Source organism: Rhizobium sp. N621, assembly GCF_001664325.1.
Lineage (GTDB): Bacteria > Pseudomonadota > Alphaproteobacteria > Rhizobiales > Rhizobiaceae > Rhizobium > Rhizobium esperanzae.
This window is the reverse complement of record NZ_CP013495.1, coordinates 1097954-1114404: the sequence shown is the minus strand read 5'-3', so window position 1 is coordinate 1114404 and position 16451 is coordinate 1097954. Positions and strand designations below refer to the sequence as shown.

Genomic DNA, 16451 nt, shown 5'->3' with positions numbered 1-16451 from the left:
TGTCATCGAGGCGGTCAGCAAACCGTAGGAAGAGACTTGCTCGAGCTGCCCGAAGCAACGGACAGCCCGAAGGCCAGACTCCACACGAAGTGAGGAGAACTCGGTTAACTCAACGAAATGAGCCCCATTCTGCGAACGAGCAGGAAGTGGCCCGAACGTTTCAGCGTGCGCCGCCCGCTTCCTCGTGTGCCCTCACGATGGCGTCCGCTTCCTTGCCGTATAGCTCCTCGAAGTGATCGAAGGTCTTGGAAAAGTAACCGATGCCCTGCGTCGCCGAGCGCAGCGCCCGCGCCAGATCGTCGAGTGCGCCTCCCGGAACAAGTGCCCGGAAGATGTCCCATCCCTTGGCGGTTTCATCCCGGTCGAAGCCGAGAACCTGACCCTTGAGTGCGGAGACGATCTGGACGAGGCTGCCGGAATAGATCGAGGGAATGTGAATTTCGCTGCGGAAGACCGGTTGCATTAAAACGGCCGCCCCTTCGGAAAGCGCCTGTCGCACTCCCATTTTCGACGCAGTCCTGAAGGCGTGTTCCGAACTGTCGACGGCATGGTGCTGACCGTCGAACAGCGTTACGCCGACATCGATGACCTGGAAGCCGAGCGGCCCTTTCTCCATCGCTTCGCGCGCGCCTGCTTCGACGGCAGGGATGTAGTTGCGCGGAACGACGCCACCCTTGACGGTTTCGCTGAAGGTGAAGCCCCGGCCGCGCTCGTTGGGGCGAATGCTCAGCTTCACATCCGCGAATTGCCCGGCACCGCCGGTCTGTTTGCGATGCCGGTAGTGAACCTCGGAGGGCTTGGCGATTGTCTCGCGGTAGATCGGGCTAGGCGTTCGATCGGTGACCTCGATGTGGAAGACGTCGGACAGGGTTCGGCAGAGATCGCGCAGATGTACAGGGCCCTGGGCGCGGACGAGCTGGGCGCCCGTGCCTTCCTCCTGCAAAACGACAAGACCGCGATCCGTCTCGGAAAGTTTTACCAGCGTTTCGGAGAGCTTGTTTTCATCGCGGTCGCTGCCCGGGACCAAGATCCTTTCAAGCATCGGCGTCGGTGGCTCGGTCCATTCGGGCGGGGCAACCGTCGCGGCTGACGTCAATAGCGACGGGACGGGCAAGTGGTCGGACTTGACCGTTGCGAAGACATCCCCCGGTGCCGGTGTAATCGCCGAGCTGGACCGTCCGTTTGCGGGATCCTGCACGGCGCCGAGGCTGGAGCCGCCGAGTGATGCGCCTTGCCGCAGTCCCTCGGCAAACGCACGCACCAGCACCGTCTTGCCGATATTCTGACGATGATAGGCATGGAAGCTGACGGCGGTCAGCTTGTTTTCCTCGACATCGCCCGCACGAGCCAGACGCTGTCGAAGAACCGTGACCGGCGGCGCCTCGTGGCGCAGCGCCTTCATCAGCCTCATCATGCCGTTGCCGTGGCTCGCGGCACCGATCAGGACCGGAATAATCCTGTTTTCGCTCAGAACCCGCGATGAAATGGCATAGAGGGCGTCGCTGGGCGGCTCGCGATCTTCGATCAGTTCCTCCAGAAGCCAGTCATCGAATTCGGACAGGTGTTCCAGGAGCTCGCTACGCGCTTCGTGCTCGCGCTCGGCAGCACTTTCGGGGATTGCGATCAGCGCCGAAGTCTGGCCTTCCCGGTAGCGCCACGCCCGTTCCGATATCAGATCGCAACTGCCGATGATCCTGTCCCCTTCGCGGATCGGGATCTGGCGAAGCAGAAGCGTGTGGTTGGCATAGTCCTGAAGCGCGGCGATCACGTCCCTCAGCCTCCCTCTCGGTTCGTCCATTCGGTTGACGAAGAGGATGCACGGCGTCCCCGAGGCTTCGATTATCCTGAGATACGGCGCGGCGAGCACAGCCTCCTCGGGTGCCGATGAAACGCACAGGATGCAGGCGTCGCTGGCAAGAAGCGCGTGCTGTGCATGCGCCAACGCCTCGTTGGGTCCTGGCGCATCCAGCGCACACCACGCCTCGTTTCCAAAGGTGAATTCTGTGAGGTTCAATCCATAAGGGGAACTGGATTTTCTCGGCGTTCCCTCCAACGAGCCGAGCTTTTCCACGACTGTTGATTTTCCAGTCTGCGAGGGTCCAAGAACGGTAAAGCAACGCATCGGCATTCCTCCAACTGCCATAGACACAACTTTCAGCCATCATAGGATGCCCTGAACTGCTGCAAGGCGCCAGAGGTGTTCAGTTTTCACGACGCTTTGACCTGGAGACATAGATGCCGATGTCGTTCGCCGCCCTGCTTGGCGGACTGATGACGCAGGTCGGCACGTCGCCGAACGTCGTCGTATCACAAGCTTCGGCAGGAGATGACAGGAACATCCTTCACCATGTTCGACTTCACGCCGATAGGCGCAATAAACCGCCGGTTTGAAAAGCCATGGACAAGAAGCGAATTAGGGAGGGCGTTTGCCCTCCCCAGATTTATCAGGCGACTTCGGTCGCAAAACGCTGAAACAGCGGTTTCAGGCGGGGGTGGCGTGCCGCCGGAGGCGGATGAATTTCAATGGCCCGACCGGCCCTTGCCTCGCGTCGCAGCCATTCGCTGATGGTTTCGGCGCTGGTGTGATCCATGTAATGGAGATCCTCGCCGACAATCTTGACCTTGCGGCCCTCGGGCAGCTGCTCGAGCGTGTTGAGCAGAATGGGCACGTCCTTGCAGGTCGCTGCGCCGCCGAGCTGGACATGGATCTCCTCGTCGATCTCCGCGTGCCCGATCGCAAGTTTTCGCCTGAGGTAGGGCACGATCTCGATGATCGACAGCGCCAGGCCCAGCGTGACGCCGACCAGCAGGTCCTGCAGGACGACCATGGCGACGGTCGCCGCCCAGATGCCGACCGGGACCAGCCCATGATGCTCGAACAGGTGTCTGACATGGCGCAGGCTGATCAACCGCCATCCGGTGACGAGCAGAACCGCGGCGAGGGCCGACAAGGGAACGAGGGTCAACAGGCTTGGCGCCAGCGCCACCAGACCCAATATCCAGATCCCGTGGAAGATGGCGGAGGCCCGCGTGCGCGCGCCGGCCTGAATGTTGGCCGAGGAACGGACGATGACGCCGGTGATCGGCAATCCGCCAAGCAGGCCGCAGAGCCCGTTGCCGACGCCCTGGGCAAACAGCTCCTTGTTGAATCGAGTGCGCACGCCGTCATGCATCCGGTCGACGGCGGCGGCCGAGAGAAGGGTTTCGGCACTGGCGATGACGGCAATCATCACCGCCATGAGAATGACGCCGGGCTCCAGCAAGCGGGCGAAATTTTCCGCGGTCGGCAGTGTGATGCTGTCGACGAGCGAGGTGGGGACCTCGACGCGGGCGATCGGCAATTGGAGCGCAGCGGCGAGAACCGTCGCCGCGGCGACACCGACCAGCGCTCCCGGAACCAGCGCCAGCGATTTCGGGCGGCACTTCTCCCAGCACACCATTGCAAGCAGGGAGATGAGGCCGACCTTCAGGGCGGTTGCCTGGCTCGTCAGGCCAGTTCCCCAAAGACGGGCGAGACTGTCTTCCATCGCCGCGACGTTCTCCATCCCGCCGGCAGCGGGCTTGGCATCCATCAGCACATGAATCTGCCCCAATATGATCAGGATTCCGATGCCGGCGAGCATGCCGTGAACGACGGCGGGCGAGATTGCCCGGAACCAGGAACCGACCCGCAGGAACCCGCCGGCGATCTGCAGGAAACCGACGGCGATCAGGACGGGGGCGAGCATGGCGACGCCGTATTCCTCGACGAAGCCGAAGACGATGACGGCAAGTCCGGCTGCCGGTCCGGAGACCTGCAGCGGCGAGCCCGACAGGAGGCCGACGACGATGCCGCCGATGATCCCTGAGATCAGGCCCATCGACGCCGGCACGCCGGAGGCGATGGCGATCCCGAGGCAAAGCGGAATGGCGACGAGAAAGACGACCAGCGACGAGGCGAGGTCGCGCGAAAAGGCGGAGCTGATTGCTGTCATGGCGCTACTCCGCGGCAAGCATTGCTGCGATTTGCGGCATGACATGCGGCCGATCGCGGCCGGTCACCGCCACAGGCAGCGGCTCTCCCTCCTGCGGCACCGTGAAGGTCGCTTTCGCCCCGTCATAGACCTGGACTTCGCCGGTCTCGATGTCGAAGAACCAGCCATGCAGGGTGATCTCGCTGGTGGCGAGTTTCGCGGCCACCGAAGGATGCGTCTTCAGGTGATCGAGCTGAACGACGACGTTTTCCATCGCCACGGCGCGCACGCGGTCACTTTCGGAAAGGTCATCCGGATAGGCCCGGCAGACGATCGAATGGGCGGCGTGGCTGTGGCGCAGCCAGGCTGCGACATTGGGCATCGGCTCGAGCAGCTCCGGATGGCACAGGCCCTTCATTGCGCCGCAATCCGAATGGCCGCAGACGACGATGTCGCTGACGCCGAGCGCCAGGATCGCATATTCGATGGCGGAGGAAACCCCGCCATTCAGCGTCGAGAACGGCGGTACGATATTGCCCGCATTGCGGCAGACGAAGAGATCGCCGGGACCGGCCTGCGTGATGGTTTCGGGCATCACCCGGCTGTCGGCGCAGGATATCATCAGAGCATGTGGTTGCTGGCCTTCCCTCGCCAGCTTGCGGTAAAGCGCCGACTGGTTGGGAAAAACCGCGCCGCGAAAACTGGAGATACCTTTCAGGAGATCACCCATTGTTCGGATCCTCTTTCTGGCCGGACGTCGGATTGGGGAGGAATGTCTCTCGTCCGGCGGGTTACAGAAGCGATTCGTTCGCAAGTGCGAAAAGAACAGCAAAGAGTGTGCGGTGCAACCAGCCGCTGCGAGATCGTGATCAACAACACGTGAGGAGGGTGCCGTGATCCGACGAGGGCTGGCGATTCTCTCGGCTGCAACGCAAGGTCAGCAATGCGTCCCCATGTCGCCACAGAGGCGATCTTTGCCTTCACCGGGAAGCCGACAATCGGGCGATCACCTCGAGTTCACAGTCGCGCCACAGCCAGCCATCCGGCAAGTTCTGTGAACGTCACGCCCGGCTTGCCCGAACGCTCAGCCACCGATCATGGCGCCTTCCGACGTACCGACTTACATCGTTGACGATCCAGCCGGCGTCTGTGAGTGCTGACCGCAGGGCAGGCTCGCGCCAATACGTCTCGACGTAGCGCCGAGGCGCTGCAGCACTGCCGTGTGTGGAAAGATCCTCGCCGTCGCCCTCCCTGACCGAGACGTGCAGTCGGCCACCGCTCCGTGTCGCCTCGGCAAGCCGTCCAAGCACCGTGCCGAAATACCCGCGCGCGACATGAATGAGGCACGCACAGGCCCATACCCCGTCATACGGCATGCCGGGACGCTGCGGGTCGGCCAGGTCATCGGTCAGCGGGTCCAACAGGTCGGCCTCGAAGCCACTTTCGCGCAGCAGTTCGACGAAACCCTTTGAAATGTCGGTTCGCCGGACGCTGATTCCCCGCTTCTCAAGCTCAAGTGCATCTCGCCCGCCACCGCTTCCGATCTCCAGCACCCTGCCCGAGCCGGAGAGCTCGGTCACGAACACATCGATCTCTGTCGCGACCCATTCGGGCATCACCGCGGCCTCGGCAGCGTACTCCGCCGCGACCATATCATAGGACCGCACAGTATCCCGGTCGGTGCTCATCCCAGCGCTCCTCCTTCAAGACGAGGGGCCCATCAGCCCCTTGCAGACACCAGCGACCGACTGCAAATGCTGCCGACGGCAATGGGCCGGGAGCGGTCATCTGTCGCTGCCACCTTGCCACAGATATCGCAAATGTCGCGTCTCGACCCGAAGCGGCCCCTAACCCAGAGCTAGTGGCCGAAATTTTTCGCGTCAGATTCTGGGGCATAGGGCGTCATTGCTGCTTCCTTGACGATTTACCTTCCATTACAATCCCTTCCGCACATAGAGGAGTTCCGCCATGAGCGAAGACGCCTTCAACATGTCGATCCGCAAGTTCCTGAAGGAAGTCGGCGTCACGTCGCAGCGCAAGATCGAGGAGACGGTGCGCAAGGGGCAGGTCGGCGGCAATACGTTGAAGGTCCGCATGACGCTAACGGCGGAAGGCACCGGCCTCAACCACGTGGTGGACGGCGAGATCGAACTTCCGTAGGCCGGGGCGAAGCGATCGTACGAACAGTCCGGCTGCCCCAAGTTCATTGTCCACGTCCGCGCGTAATCGAAGCATGGCCGCTCTGGGCCGACAGCAGACGAGTGGCTTCGGCTGGATTGCGTCAATTGCGGTCATGGCCGGCGGCGCTGTAGAGTTTGCGTCCATGAGCCAAGCTTCCCCGCGCCCCGCCGCAGGAGGGTTGCTCATTGTCGGCCATCGGCTCGGAGGACGCATGATGAAGCATCGCACCTATTCGGTCAGCGTCGCGAGCGTCTATCCCCACTATGTCGCCAAGGCGGAGAAGAAGGGACGCACGAAGGCGGAAGTCGACGAAATCATCTGCTGGCTGACGGGCTATAGCCGAGAGAGCCTGGACGATCAGTTGGCGAGAAACACCAACTTCGAGGATTTCTTTGCGCAGGCACCTCGGATGAACCCCTCCCGATCGCAGATCACAGGCGTGATCTGCGGCGTCCGCGTGGAAGAGATCCAGGAAACGACCATGCGGGAAGTCCGCTACCTGGACAAACTGATCGACGAACTCGCCAAGGGCAGGGCGATGGAGAAAATCCTGCGAAGATAGCCGGCGGTTTGCTCTCGCTCGCCCGGAGGCTTGGTGCACGGCTTTGGGCGCATCGCCCCGCTGCTAGGAAGCTCAACACGAATAGCGGACATCAAAGTCCTTGCCGCCACGGGCTGGTTTTGGCGCCCTACAGACAACGAGATACCTCGCAGGAACGTCAACTCCTGACCAGCCCATACAGGTAAGCGGCAAGTGCGCTGCAGAAATGGCGGAGATATCTGCGCCTGCGCGGGGGCTGTCGGCGGGGACTAAATTGGCGTAAGCTGTGAAGGGGGTACACCATGCGCAGCAGCATCACTGCAGCTATCGTCGCGCTCGTCGTTTCGCTTGGCAGTCTGGCGCGGGCGGAGATCCTGATCGGAGCAGCAGGCCCGGTCACAGGACCGCTCGCCTGGATCGGGGAGCAGATGCAGCGCGGCACAGAGATGGCAGTGGCCGACATCAATGCGACTGGCGGCGTGCTCGGGCAGCAGGTGCAACTCATCACGGTCGACGACTTTTGCGATCCCGAGCAGGCTGTGGCGGCCGCCCAGAAACTGGTGGCCGACGGTGTGGTGCTCGTCGTCGGGCATTACTGTTCCCAGGCCTCGATCCCGGCATCCAAGGTATACGAGGGCGCGGGAATTCTACAGATTTCACCGGGTTCGACCAATCCGCTGCTGACCGAACAAGGTCGTGCCAATGTTTTCCGGGTCATCGGTCGCGACGACGCGCAGGGGGTGGTCGCCGGCAACTATTTGGCCGATCGTTGGGGTGACAAGAAAATAGCGATCCTTCACGACAACACCACCTATGGGAAGGGGCTCGCCGACGAGACCAGAAAGCAGTTGAATAAGCGGGGTGTCACCGAAGCGATCTACGAGGCCTTCACCCCTGGGAAGAACGACTATACGGCCGAGATCTCGGCGTTACAGGGCGCTGGCATCGCCGTGTTGTATGTTGGTGGGTATTTGCCCGAGGTCGCGCTTATGGTTCGCGCGTCACGAGACCGCGCCTACGCACTTCAACTCGTCTCAGGCGATGGCATGGCGAGCGAGGACTTTGCACTGATCGCCGGATCTGCCGCCGAGGGTACGCTCTTCACGTTTAGCGCGGACCCACGGCGCGTCCCTCAGGCGGCTCAAGTCGTCGAGCGTTTCCGTGCCGAGAATTTCGAGCCACAGGCTACACACTGCTCAGTTACTCCGCCGTCCAGGTCTGGTCGCAGGCGGTGAAGAAGGCCGGTTCTCTCCGGCCGCAAGAGGTGATCGCCTCAATGCAAGGGAATCAATTCGAAACGGCAATGGGCCGGGTCGATTTCGACGACAAGGGCGACCTCACCGTTCAAAGCTGGATTTGGTATGTCTGGAAGGGTGGCGAATACGTGCCGCTGGAATAGTCAACCGCCGGCCGGGTGGATCGCTTTAGACCAATCTGTGCAGACTTTGCTGGCTGCGCAAGCCAGACCTTGCGGTTGCCGCCATGTTTGAACGCGTCGGCATACGCGGGCGCCTGTTGCTCGCCTTCTTCGGCATCAGCACCTTCGCAGTGCTCGCGACCGCCGCAGCTCTCTATGCCTTCCTTCAGGTCGGCGACGTGGTCGATCGCATCACCAAGGAACGGGTGCCGACGGCGCTCGCCTCTCTCCAATTGTCGCGCCAGGCCGAGAGGGTCGCCTCCACCGCGCCCTCCGTGCTGGCGGCGACCAGCACGGTTCAGCACAACCAGGTTTCGGCTGCGATCGGAGTCGAGATGGGGCGTCTCGAAGAGTTGCTCGCCGCACTCAAAGGCACCGCATTCAGCGCGACGGCGGTGACGGAAATCGAAGACGCGGTGATTGGTCTGCGACGAAACCTCGATGCTCTCGACGATCTTGTGGCCGTTCGCCTTACCATGGTTCAGCGCAAGGAGGAGTTGCTGCGCCGCTTGTCGGACACGACAAATGCAAGTCAGCGTCTCGTCGCGCCCGGTATCGTCGTCATGAACTCCAAGGTTCCCCAGTGGCGCGCAGCAATGGCTGATCCCGCCGCACCACCCGACGCGCGTGCTGCGGCGACGAGCGACCTGATCAAGGCAATCGCGGCCTACATCCCCCAGCAGAGGGCGCAACAGGAGATCTCGGCAGTCAACGACGCGCTGGTCAAAACTGCCAACGCGCCTACGCCGGGAGATCTGAAGCTGATCCTGTTTCCGCTGCGCCGGTCGCTCGCCGTACTCGAAACGGTCTCCACTGAGATCGACGAAAAGTTGCGGACCCGCTTCCAACAACGGTTGGACGAGTTGAAGTCGCTGACCGACGGTGAGAACGGGATTCCGAAGGTACGACAGGACGAGTTTGCCGTCCTTGCACAGGGCGAAAAGCTTCTGGCTGAAAACAGTCGGCTATCGCGCGACCTTACCGCGGCCGTCGATCGCCTGGTCGCAAAGGCAAACCATGAGATCGCCGCGTCCGCCCTCGAAGCCTCGGTCGTCCGGCGCTACGGCACCGGCATTGTCCTTGGCTCCGCCCTTCTAAGCCTCCTGAGTTCGGTTCTGGTTGTCTGGCTCTATGTCGACCGCAGCCTTCTCGCCCGTCTGGGAGAGGTAAGCCAAAGCATGCTGGCAATCGCGGGCGGCAATCTGCATGCGCAGATGCCCGCCGGAGGCCGCGACGAAATCGGCCGCATGGCCGGGGCGCTCAGGCTGTTCCGGGATACTGCGGTCGAGGTGGAGGAAAACAGCCTGCGCGAGGTTGCGGAAGCGCGCCAGCGGCTTGTGGATGCCATCGAGAGCATCTCCGAAGGATTCGCTCTGTACGATGGCGAGGACAGGCTCGTGCTGAGCAATAGCCGCTACCGCGAGCTGTTGTACGCCGGCCTGGAGGAAATGACACCCGGCACGACATTCGAGCAGATTGTTCGCCGGTCCGCTGAGGGCGGCTACATCAAGGATGCTGAGGGGCGAGTCGAGGAGTGGGTTGCCGAGCGGCTTTCGCGCCATCGCAACCCTGGTGAAACGTCGGTGCAGCGGCGTCGCGACGGGCGATGGATCATGATTAGCGAGCGGCGGATCACGGCTGGCGGCACGGTGGCCGTCTACTCGGACATTACCGAGCTGAAGCAACGGGAGGAAAACCTTGCCGAGAAATCCGCAGCTCTCGAGGCGCTTTCCAGCAAGCTGGCGAAATACCTGGCGCCGCAGGTCTATAACTCCATATTCAGCGGTCGGCAGGACGTCAGGATCGCCAGCCAGCGGAAGAAGCTGACGATATGCTTCTCGGACATCGCCGGCTTTACCGAAACCACGGATAAAATGGAATCCGAGGATCTCACACAGCTCCTCAATCACTACCTGACGGAAATGTCGAAGATTGCTTCAGATCACGGCGCGACGATCGACAAGTATGTCGGAGACGCCATCCTGATGTTTTTCGGTGACCCGGAAACCCGCGGCGTCAAGGATGACGCGCTCGCCTGCGTGCAGATGGCTCTCGCCATGCAAAAGCGAATGAGCGAGCTTGGGGAAATCTGGCGCGATATCGGAATTGAAACGCCGCTGCGCTGCCGCATTGGCATTCACACAGACTACTGCACTGTGGGCAACTTCGGCAGCGAGGACCGGATGGATTACACGATAATCGGCGGCGCCGTGAATCTCGCCTCGCGCCTTGAGCAGGAAGCGTCGCCGGGCACCGTGCTCATTTCTTATGAGACGTTTGCGCAAGTGAAGGACACGATCGAGTGTGAGGAACTGGGGCATGTCCACGTAAAGGGAATAGCCTATCCGGTCGCCACCTATCGCGTGGTCGATCTGAAGGAAAATCTGGTCCGCAGCTGTCATACTGTCCGGACCGAACTGCCGCACCTGAGATTGGAAGCTGAGCCCGAGCTTATGTCTACCGATGAGCGCGATCAGGCCGCCGCCGCACTTCGAGACACGCTCGATCGACTTTGTCACAAGCCTGGGTCGTAGGCTCACGTTCGGGCGGGTTATCGCCTCTACAGGCACCAACCTCGTAGACCGGCCTTCGGGCCAGCGTCGCAATTCGACCTTCCTGCAACGCTGGCTAGGCCCATGAAATGGCGCGGTCATTGGTCCGAATCCGGACGAAGGACTGCTGTTGGCGCAACTGCGACCCATGTTGTCACTGCACCATGTCCGCTTTGCAGCAACAGCGACCGCTGGCTCGATGACCATTATGCGGGCGCGAAGCCGAGGCACTCCGGTCGCTGTCGGCCCGAAGCGGTCATGGCTGGCGGCACTGTAGAGTTTCCTCTATGAGCCAGTCTGTTTCGCCGGCGCAGCCGGGAAATTCCTCATTACCGATCAGCGATCGGGCTCGGACTATCGGCTCGCGCGGCGTCAGGGGATCCAATGTCATGATTGCCCGGCTGCTTCCAGGATGAGCTTGGCGATCTCATCCGGATGCGAAATGAGCGACAGGTGGCTGGATTTGAGTTCGATGGCTTTAGCGCCCATGCGTCTGGCCATGAAACGCTGCAGGTCTGGATTTATCGTCCCATCCTGCGTCGAAACGGCATAGTAGCTTGGCTTGGAGCGCCAAGCAGCGTTTGAGGTTTTGCCGGTGAGCAATGCCTTTTGGAATGGTTGTTGAACGGCATAGAGAACCCTCGCCCTGGCCTCGGGAAGGTCGCCCCCGAAATCGCGCAGGAACGCTTCTTCCGTCAGCCGTCCTTCGTCGCCGTCGAAGACAATGCCCGCGGTTGCGGGTGGTGTCGGGTAGGTTTTTGCCAAAGCTGCATAGTCCTCGCCTGCATCCGGTGCTCGGGCAGCGACATAAACCAGTGAAGAGACGTTCGGATGTACGCCTGCTTCGGTGAGGATCATCCCCGAAAAGGAGTGGCCGACAAAGACGGTCGGACCGTCCTGCCGGTCGAGGATGCGCCGGGCGGCCGCCACGGCATCGGGCAGCGTGGTGAGCGGGTTCTGGACCGCCGTGCAGTTCAGGCCCTTCGCCTGCAGCCGGGCGATAACCTCGGTCCAGCATGATCCGTCGGCGAAAAGTCCATGCACGAGAACGACATTGCGCGCCTTTGGAGGCGTGGGTGTGGCGGCAAGGCCGGCATGTGTCGCAACAAGTGACGTGGCGGCACCGACGAGCAAAGTTTTCGAAAATGTGCGTCTGTTCATCATCATGATCGAATCTCCATCGTTTGCGAAGCGGTAGGATTATTTGAACTCGGTCCGGACCGGCATCTCAGATTGACATGCCGCCGGAGACCTCGATGCGTTGGGCATTGACCCAGCGGTTGTCCTCGGAGAGCAGCGAGGCAATCATCGGACCGATATCGTCGGGCAGGCCGGCGCGGCCCAGCGCCGTCATTTCGGCGACACGCTGGTTCAGATCCGGATTGTCGCGCACCATACCGCCGCTAAAGTCGGTCTGGATGGCACCGGGCGCGACGACATTGACGGCGATGCGACGCGGTCCTAGCTCTTTTGCCATGTACCGGGTCAGCACCTCGACCGCTCCCTTCATCGCACCGTAAGCAGCGCTGCCGGGAACGATGATGCGGGTCAGGCCGCTCGACAGGTTGACGATCCGACCGCCGTCATTGATCAGCGGCAAGAGTTTCTGCGTCAAGAAGAAAACGCCCTTGAAGTGCACATTGTAAAGCATGTCCAGTTCGTCTTCCGTCGTCGCCTCGATGCTGTTGTGGTGCGAGGTTCCGGCATTGTTGACGAGGTAGTCGAAGCGCTCGGCGCCGAGATCGGCAAGCGCCTGCTTTACGGCGTCGACGAAAGGGTCGAAACCGTGGGTGTCACCGGTGTCGAGCTTGAGGGCAATGGCTTTGGCGCCGGCTTCAGCAACCAGGGCCACGACCTTTTCGGCTTCCGCCCTGCTGGAATTGTAGGTGAAGATCGAGTCGACACCGCGTCTGGCGAGGGTGAGCACGGTGTTGCGGCCCAGCCCGCGGCTGCCGCCGGTGACGATTGCGATTTTGCGTTCAAAGTTCTGTGTCATCGCCGTTCTCCTTTGATTGATGACGCTGAACATAAGAGGGCGAAGCAGGGGCGAACATGCCGGAACCGGCTTCTTTCTTGCCTGATCCTGCCTCCGGCGTTAGTTTGGAATTCCAGGTTTGCGGGGACTCCGATTGAGCACTCTTTCGATATTGCATGATGCTGTCGTCGCCGCGTTTGCGGCTCATGGAAACAGGAGCCCCTATTTCACCGCGATCGACGGGCTGGCCTTGCTCCGATCCTTCACCGAGCGGCATCCGAACCACCTGATCCACCGGCCGGCGCTCTGCATCGTGGTGCAGGGCGCGAAATGGACGACGTTCGGCGAACGGAGGCTCCATTATCGCACCGGCCAGGCCATGGTCGTCAGCGTCGAGATGCCGGGTGCAAGCCAGGTGGTGCACGGCGCGCCGGATGCGCCCTATCTCAGCGCCGTCATCGAACTCGACCAGGCAATCCTACGCGAAGTCTATGAAAGCATGGAGGCACCGCCCACTCCGGCCTCCGACGAGCATGCCGCCTTCGTTATGGAGCTCAACGAGGCGATCCTCGGCTGCGCTGCGCGCGCCGTCAGTCTGCTTGGCGAGCCGCAGGCAATCCCGCTGCTCTATCCCGGCGTCAAGCGCGAACTCTGCTATCGCCTGCTGGCCGGGCCACATGGCGCTGTCTTCGCCCGCATGGTTGTCGGCGCGGAGCGAAACCGGCGTCTGGTCGAAGCGATCCACGCGTTGCGGGGCAATTTCGACAAGCAGGTGCGCGTCGACGATCTTGCCGCACTCGCCGGCCTCAGCCCGACAGCCTTCCATCGTCAGTTCAAGGCAATGACCGCGATGACACCGGTGCAGTTTCAGAAGCAGATTCGCCTGATGGAGGCGCGCCGGCTGATGCTGTCGCGCGAAATGTCGGCGGAAACGGTCGCCTTTGAGGTGGGCTATGCCAGCCCCTCACAGTTCAGCCGGGAATATGCCCGGCTGTTCGGGGCTCCGCCACGCCGGGACATCGGAAAGCTTCTGTCGGCCTGACTGTTTCAGCGCGCACGCGGCAGGAATTCGATCGGGTATCGACGTCGTGGGCTGTTGCGAGACCGACCGCGAGTTCATACGTTCTCTATCCAACCTCACAAGGAGCAGCAGATGCAGATCGACCTCGCAGGCAAGACCGCTCTTGTTACTGGATCTACCGAAGGGATCGGCTACGCGATCGCCCGCCAGCTCGCAAGGGCGGGCGCGGACGTGGTGATCAACGGACGGTCCGAAGGAAAGACCGCAAATGCCGCCGAACGCCTGAAAGTCGAAGGTGCCGGGGGCACCGTCACAGCCGTCGCAGCCGATGTGGCAACCGCTGAAGGGTGTGACGCTCTTGTCGCCAAGGTTCCTCACGTGGACATCCTCGTCAACAACGCGGGCATTTTTCAGCCGCTCGACTTCTTCGAGGCGAACGACGAGGTGTGGGATCGCCACTGGCAGGTAAACGTCATGTCGGCCGTCAGGCTTTCGCGTGCCTACCTTCCGGGCATGCAGAAGGTCGACTGGGGTCGCGTCATCTTCATCGCGTCGGAATCCGGCTTTAACATTCCGGTGGAGATGATTCACTACGGCGTCAGCAAGACCGCCGATATCGCGGTTGCGCGCGGACTCGCCAAGCGCATGGCCGGTACGGGCGTTACCGTGAACTCGGTCCTCCCCGGCCCAACACTGTCCGAGGGCGTCGAGACTATGCTTGCCGAAGAGCGCGCGAAGACGGGCAAGCCGATCGAGGAGGTCGCGGCCGACTTCGTCAAGAAGCATCGTGGCAGTTCGATCATCCAACGAGCTGCAAGCGTCGAGGAAATCGCCAACCTCGTAACCTATCTGACGTCGCCTTTGGCATCCGCAACGACCGGGGCTTCCATGCGCGTGGACGGAGGACTGATCGACACGCTCTGAGGCGATCCCTCGCCTGCTGGTGGTGATTGCCGGCCTGCGAAAGTCGAAGCACTGCCGGGGCAGCGTTGGCGTGTCGATTGCACGACCGCAAATCGCGTCCAGATGTACTAACGTCAAACGAACGGAAGTCCGCTCTGCGGCAAGGTCTGCCATTACGACTGATAAGAGGGCGCATCATCTCTGTCACAGCGCTCTTATTCGGAACGGCAATACGCGCCTAGTCAAGGTGCGAAGCAAACAGCACTGTCGATGATTGCGCCGCTTGCTTCGCTCCTGTCTCGTTGGACCGCTGGTGCAGCAATCCACCGCGTCAGTCTCGCGCGCCATGAACCGCAACTTCACTGACCATGGAGTGATCCCATAAAGAGTTCAACCGCCGCCGAGCGGTGGGTCACATGGCGTTACGCTTTCAGTCGTCGTGATCTTGAAGAATGCCTTGTATAGCGCTCCCTTCTTGTTGAAGGGTTTTTCAATCCCGGGAGGCGGCCAGTTCAATGGAATGTCGCCACCCATTGCCGGATCATATCTAATTGAGTTTGCATAGAGGTTTGGATCTGCAAAATTCTTGAGATTTTGAGCGGGCACCCAAAAAGTATTGTCCCCTAGTAAATCGTCAGCCAGGGCATTTGCTATCAACCCAGCAATCCCTAACGACAGGATATGAAACGGCTTTACGCCGCCAATTTCGAATTCGGTTACGTCTCCAACCTTGCCCGCGGTAACGGCAGCATCACTGCCAAGAGCACCTCCGACAATTGCCTGCTGCCCCTTCTTCGCAGCATCTTCGATCACTGCTGCGATCTGGTCGCGTATTTCATCAGCATCGCCAGACTCATGATCCCAGAGCGAGATGTGAACGCGGATACCAGTGCCGACAAGAGGCACGTTTCCCAAGGTAACGTTCTGGAACGCGGTCTCACCAGATTCTATTTCGACGATTGGTGTCCGGAACGTCTTCACAAGCTGATCCACGCCTGAAGCAGTTGGATTGACATTGATAAGCGAAATTACCGCAAACAGCTCGTCAGTTACGTCGTCTTGTGCAGCGAAGCAATGGATTCCGGAGAGTGTAATGGTGGAAGTGTAGTATCTAAGAGGCTCGCATTCACCGCTGAGTGTATGCAGCGTTAAGGTGCCAAGCTGGGTGTCCATCCAATATCCACGCTCAGGATCGTGCTGGACCTCACCCGACTCCCCGAGCTGGCCGAATTTGCCGCCCTGAATCCTATATCGATCGCGAATATAATGTTCAGCTACGCTGTATGACAAAGACTTTCGGCCATATTTGTGAGAGAGCGATGCTAAAGACTTTTCGCCTGAGCAAGCGGCTTCCAAAACTGTGCGTAGGCTCCTCATATGCGCCTCCAAGGTGTGCGGAACTTTAAGCGAGCCTATTCCGATCCGAGGATCGGCTCCCCCAATTGAACCTCAGACCAGTAGGCTTGTTCTTCCGTTTGATCGCGACCAACGCAGATGAACAGGCGGACTGGGCCGGGCTCATAATCAGTGAAGCCACTTTCGGAGCCAGAACCGCTAATGACTGACTGAACGAGATGAAGTGTGCCCACAGGAGCATCTTTGGGGAGCAGGGGCTCCCCCCCGTTTTGTTGTTCAAGTCTTAGGTTAAGCTTAGCGTCAGCTATTCTCGTCCCGCCTGGGTAGTCGCCGAGGAAATTGACTATGAGGCTGTCGTCTTCGCCGTGCACGAGCGCTCTTCGATATGGGCCGCCTTTATTACTTCGGCGAGGTGGGCAATCAATGAGGAAGTCCGACGCCGTCGTCTTTACAACATCGGCCTGAATTCTTAAGGCTCCAGCCTCAATTTTTACGGTATCCTGATCTGCCCCATGATCCAGCTTGATATCTGTCGCCACTTGCCCCTCCCAT

General features: G+C 60.9%; 13 protein-coding genes and 2 pseudogenes. 7 read left to right on the top strand and 8 right to left on the bottom strand.

Features of this window, described 5'->3' with window-relative positions; all coding sequences use genetic code 11:
• Positions 1 to 160: 160 nt before the first annotated feature.
• Positions 161 to 2122, bottom strand: coding sequence for an elongation factor G (locus tag AMK00_RS05430; RefSeq protein WP_064809805.1), 1962 nt, complete (start codon positions 2120 to 2122; stop codon positions 161 to 163).
• Between the two features lie 113 nt (positions 2123 to 2235).
• Here AMK00_RS05430 and AMK00_RS32420 point away from each other — a divergent pair.
• Positions 2236 to 2374: pseudogene (locus tag AMK00_RS32420) on the top strand (SLC13 family permease); the annotation flags it as partial.
• A gap of 70 nt (positions 2375 to 2444) precedes the next feature.
• Here AMK00_RS32420 and AMK00_RS05425 read toward each other — a convergent pair.
• The 3 genes from AMK00_RS05425 to AMK00_RS05415 form a co-directional block, all read right to left on the bottom strand.
• Entirely contained in the window at positions 2445 to 3974 is a 1530-nt protein-coding gene (locus AMK00_RS05425) for a SulP family inorganic anion transporter (RefSeq protein ID WP_064809804.1), read from the bottom strand.
• 4 nt (positions 3975 to 3978) lie between these two features.
• The gene (locus tag AMK00_RS05420; protein ID WP_064809803.1) at positions 3979 to 4683 is read right to left on the bottom strand and encodes a carbonic anhydrase; all 705 of its coding nucleotides are present in this window, start codon (positions 4681 to 4683) and stop codon (positions 3979 to 3981) included.
• A 331-nt stretch (positions 4684 to 5014) separates the two neighbouring features.
• Positions 5015 to 5641 carry a class I SAM-dependent methyltransferase gene (locus AMK00_RS05415; RefSeq protein ID WP_064809802.1) on the bottom strand — a complete coding sequence of 209 codons (627 nt, stop codon included), beginning with the start codon at positions 5639 to 5641 and terminating at the stop codon, positions 5015 to 5017.
• A 280-nt stretch (positions 5642 to 5921) separates the two neighbouring features.
• On the opposite strand from AMK00_RS05415, the gene AMK00_RS05410 reads away from it, so the two are divergent.
• The 4 genes and pseudogenes from AMK00_RS05410 (at position 5922) to AMK00_RS05395 (ending at position 10626) form a co-directional block, all read left to right on the top strand.
• Positions 5922 to 6113 carry a DUF6494 family protein gene (locus AMK00_RS05410; RefSeq protein WP_020920657.1) on the top strand — a complete coding sequence of 64 codons (192 nt, stop codon included), beginning with the start codon at positions 5922 to 5924 and terminating at the stop codon, positions 6111 to 6113.
• Positions 6114 to 6345: 232 nt separating this feature from the next.
• The gene (locus tag AMK00_RS05405; protein WP_064809801.1) at positions 6346 to 6696 is read left to right on the top strand and encodes a DUF2200 domain-containing protein; all 351 of its coding nucleotides are present in this window, start codon (positions 6346 to 6348) and stop codon (positions 6694 to 6696) included.
• A 281-nt stretch (positions 6697 to 6977) separates the two neighbouring features.
• A pseudogene (locus tag AMK00_RS05400) lies at positions 6978 to 8074 on the top strand (branched-chain amino acid ABC transporter substrate-binding protein).
• Positions 8075 to 8157: 83 nt separating this feature from the next.
• Complete coding sequence (locus tag AMK00_RS05395) at positions 8158 to 10626, top strand: adenylate/guanylate cyclase domain-containing protein (RefSeq protein ID WP_064809800.1); 2469 nt, start codon at positions 8158 to 8160, stop codon at positions 10624 to 10626.
• A gap of 405 nt (positions 10627 to 11031) precedes the next feature.
• Here AMK00_RS05395 and AMK00_RS05390 read toward each other — a convergent pair whose 3' ends face one another.
• Positions 11032 to 11811 (bottom strand): alpha/beta fold hydrolase, encoded by a 780-nt coding sequence (locus AMK00_RS05390; RefSeq protein WP_064809799.1) that lies wholly within the window; start codon positions 11809 to 11811, stop codon positions 11032 to 11034.
• A 61-nt stretch (positions 11812 to 11872) separates the two neighbouring features.
• Complete coding sequence (locus tag AMK00_RS05385) at positions 11873 to 12640, bottom strand: SDR family NAD(P)-dependent oxidoreductase (RefSeq protein ID WP_064809798.1); 768 nt, start codon at positions 12638 to 12640, stop codon at positions 11873 to 11875.
• Between the two features lie 133 nt (positions 12641 to 12773).
• Between AMK00_RS05385 and AMK00_RS05380 the strand changes: the two genes are divergently transcribed.
• Together AMK00_RS05380 and AMK00_RS05375 are read left to right on the top strand one after the other, a co-directional pair.
• Entirely contained in the window at positions 12774 to 13661 is an 888-nt protein-coding gene (locus AMK00_RS05380; protein WP_082240271.1) for an AraC family transcriptional regulator, read from the top strand.
• 111 nt (positions 13662 to 13772) lie between these two features.
• Entirely contained in the window at positions 13773 to 14564 is a 792-nt protein-coding gene (locus AMK00_RS05375) for an SDR family NAD(P)-dependent oxidoreductase (protein WP_064809797.1), read from the top strand.
• A gap of 369 nt (positions 14565 to 14933) precedes the next feature.
• Here AMK00_RS05375 and AMK00_RS05370 read toward each other — a convergent pair whose 3' ends face one another.
• Both AMK00_RS05370 and AMK00_RS05365 read right to left on the bottom strand, forming a co-directional pair.
• Positions 14934 to 15716 (bottom strand): hypothetical protein, encoded by a 783-nt coding sequence (locus AMK00_RS05370; RefSeq protein ID WP_145924198.1) that lies wholly within the window; start codon positions 15714 to 15716, stop codon positions 14934 to 14936.
• 239 nt (positions 15717 to 15955) lie between these two features.
• Positions 15956 to 16438, bottom strand: a complete 483-nt coding sequence (locus AMK00_RS05365) for a hypothetical protein (protein ID WP_064801003.1) — start codon at positions 16436 to 16438, stop codon at positions 15956 to 15958.
• Positions 16439 to 16451: the final 13 nt, after the last annotated feature.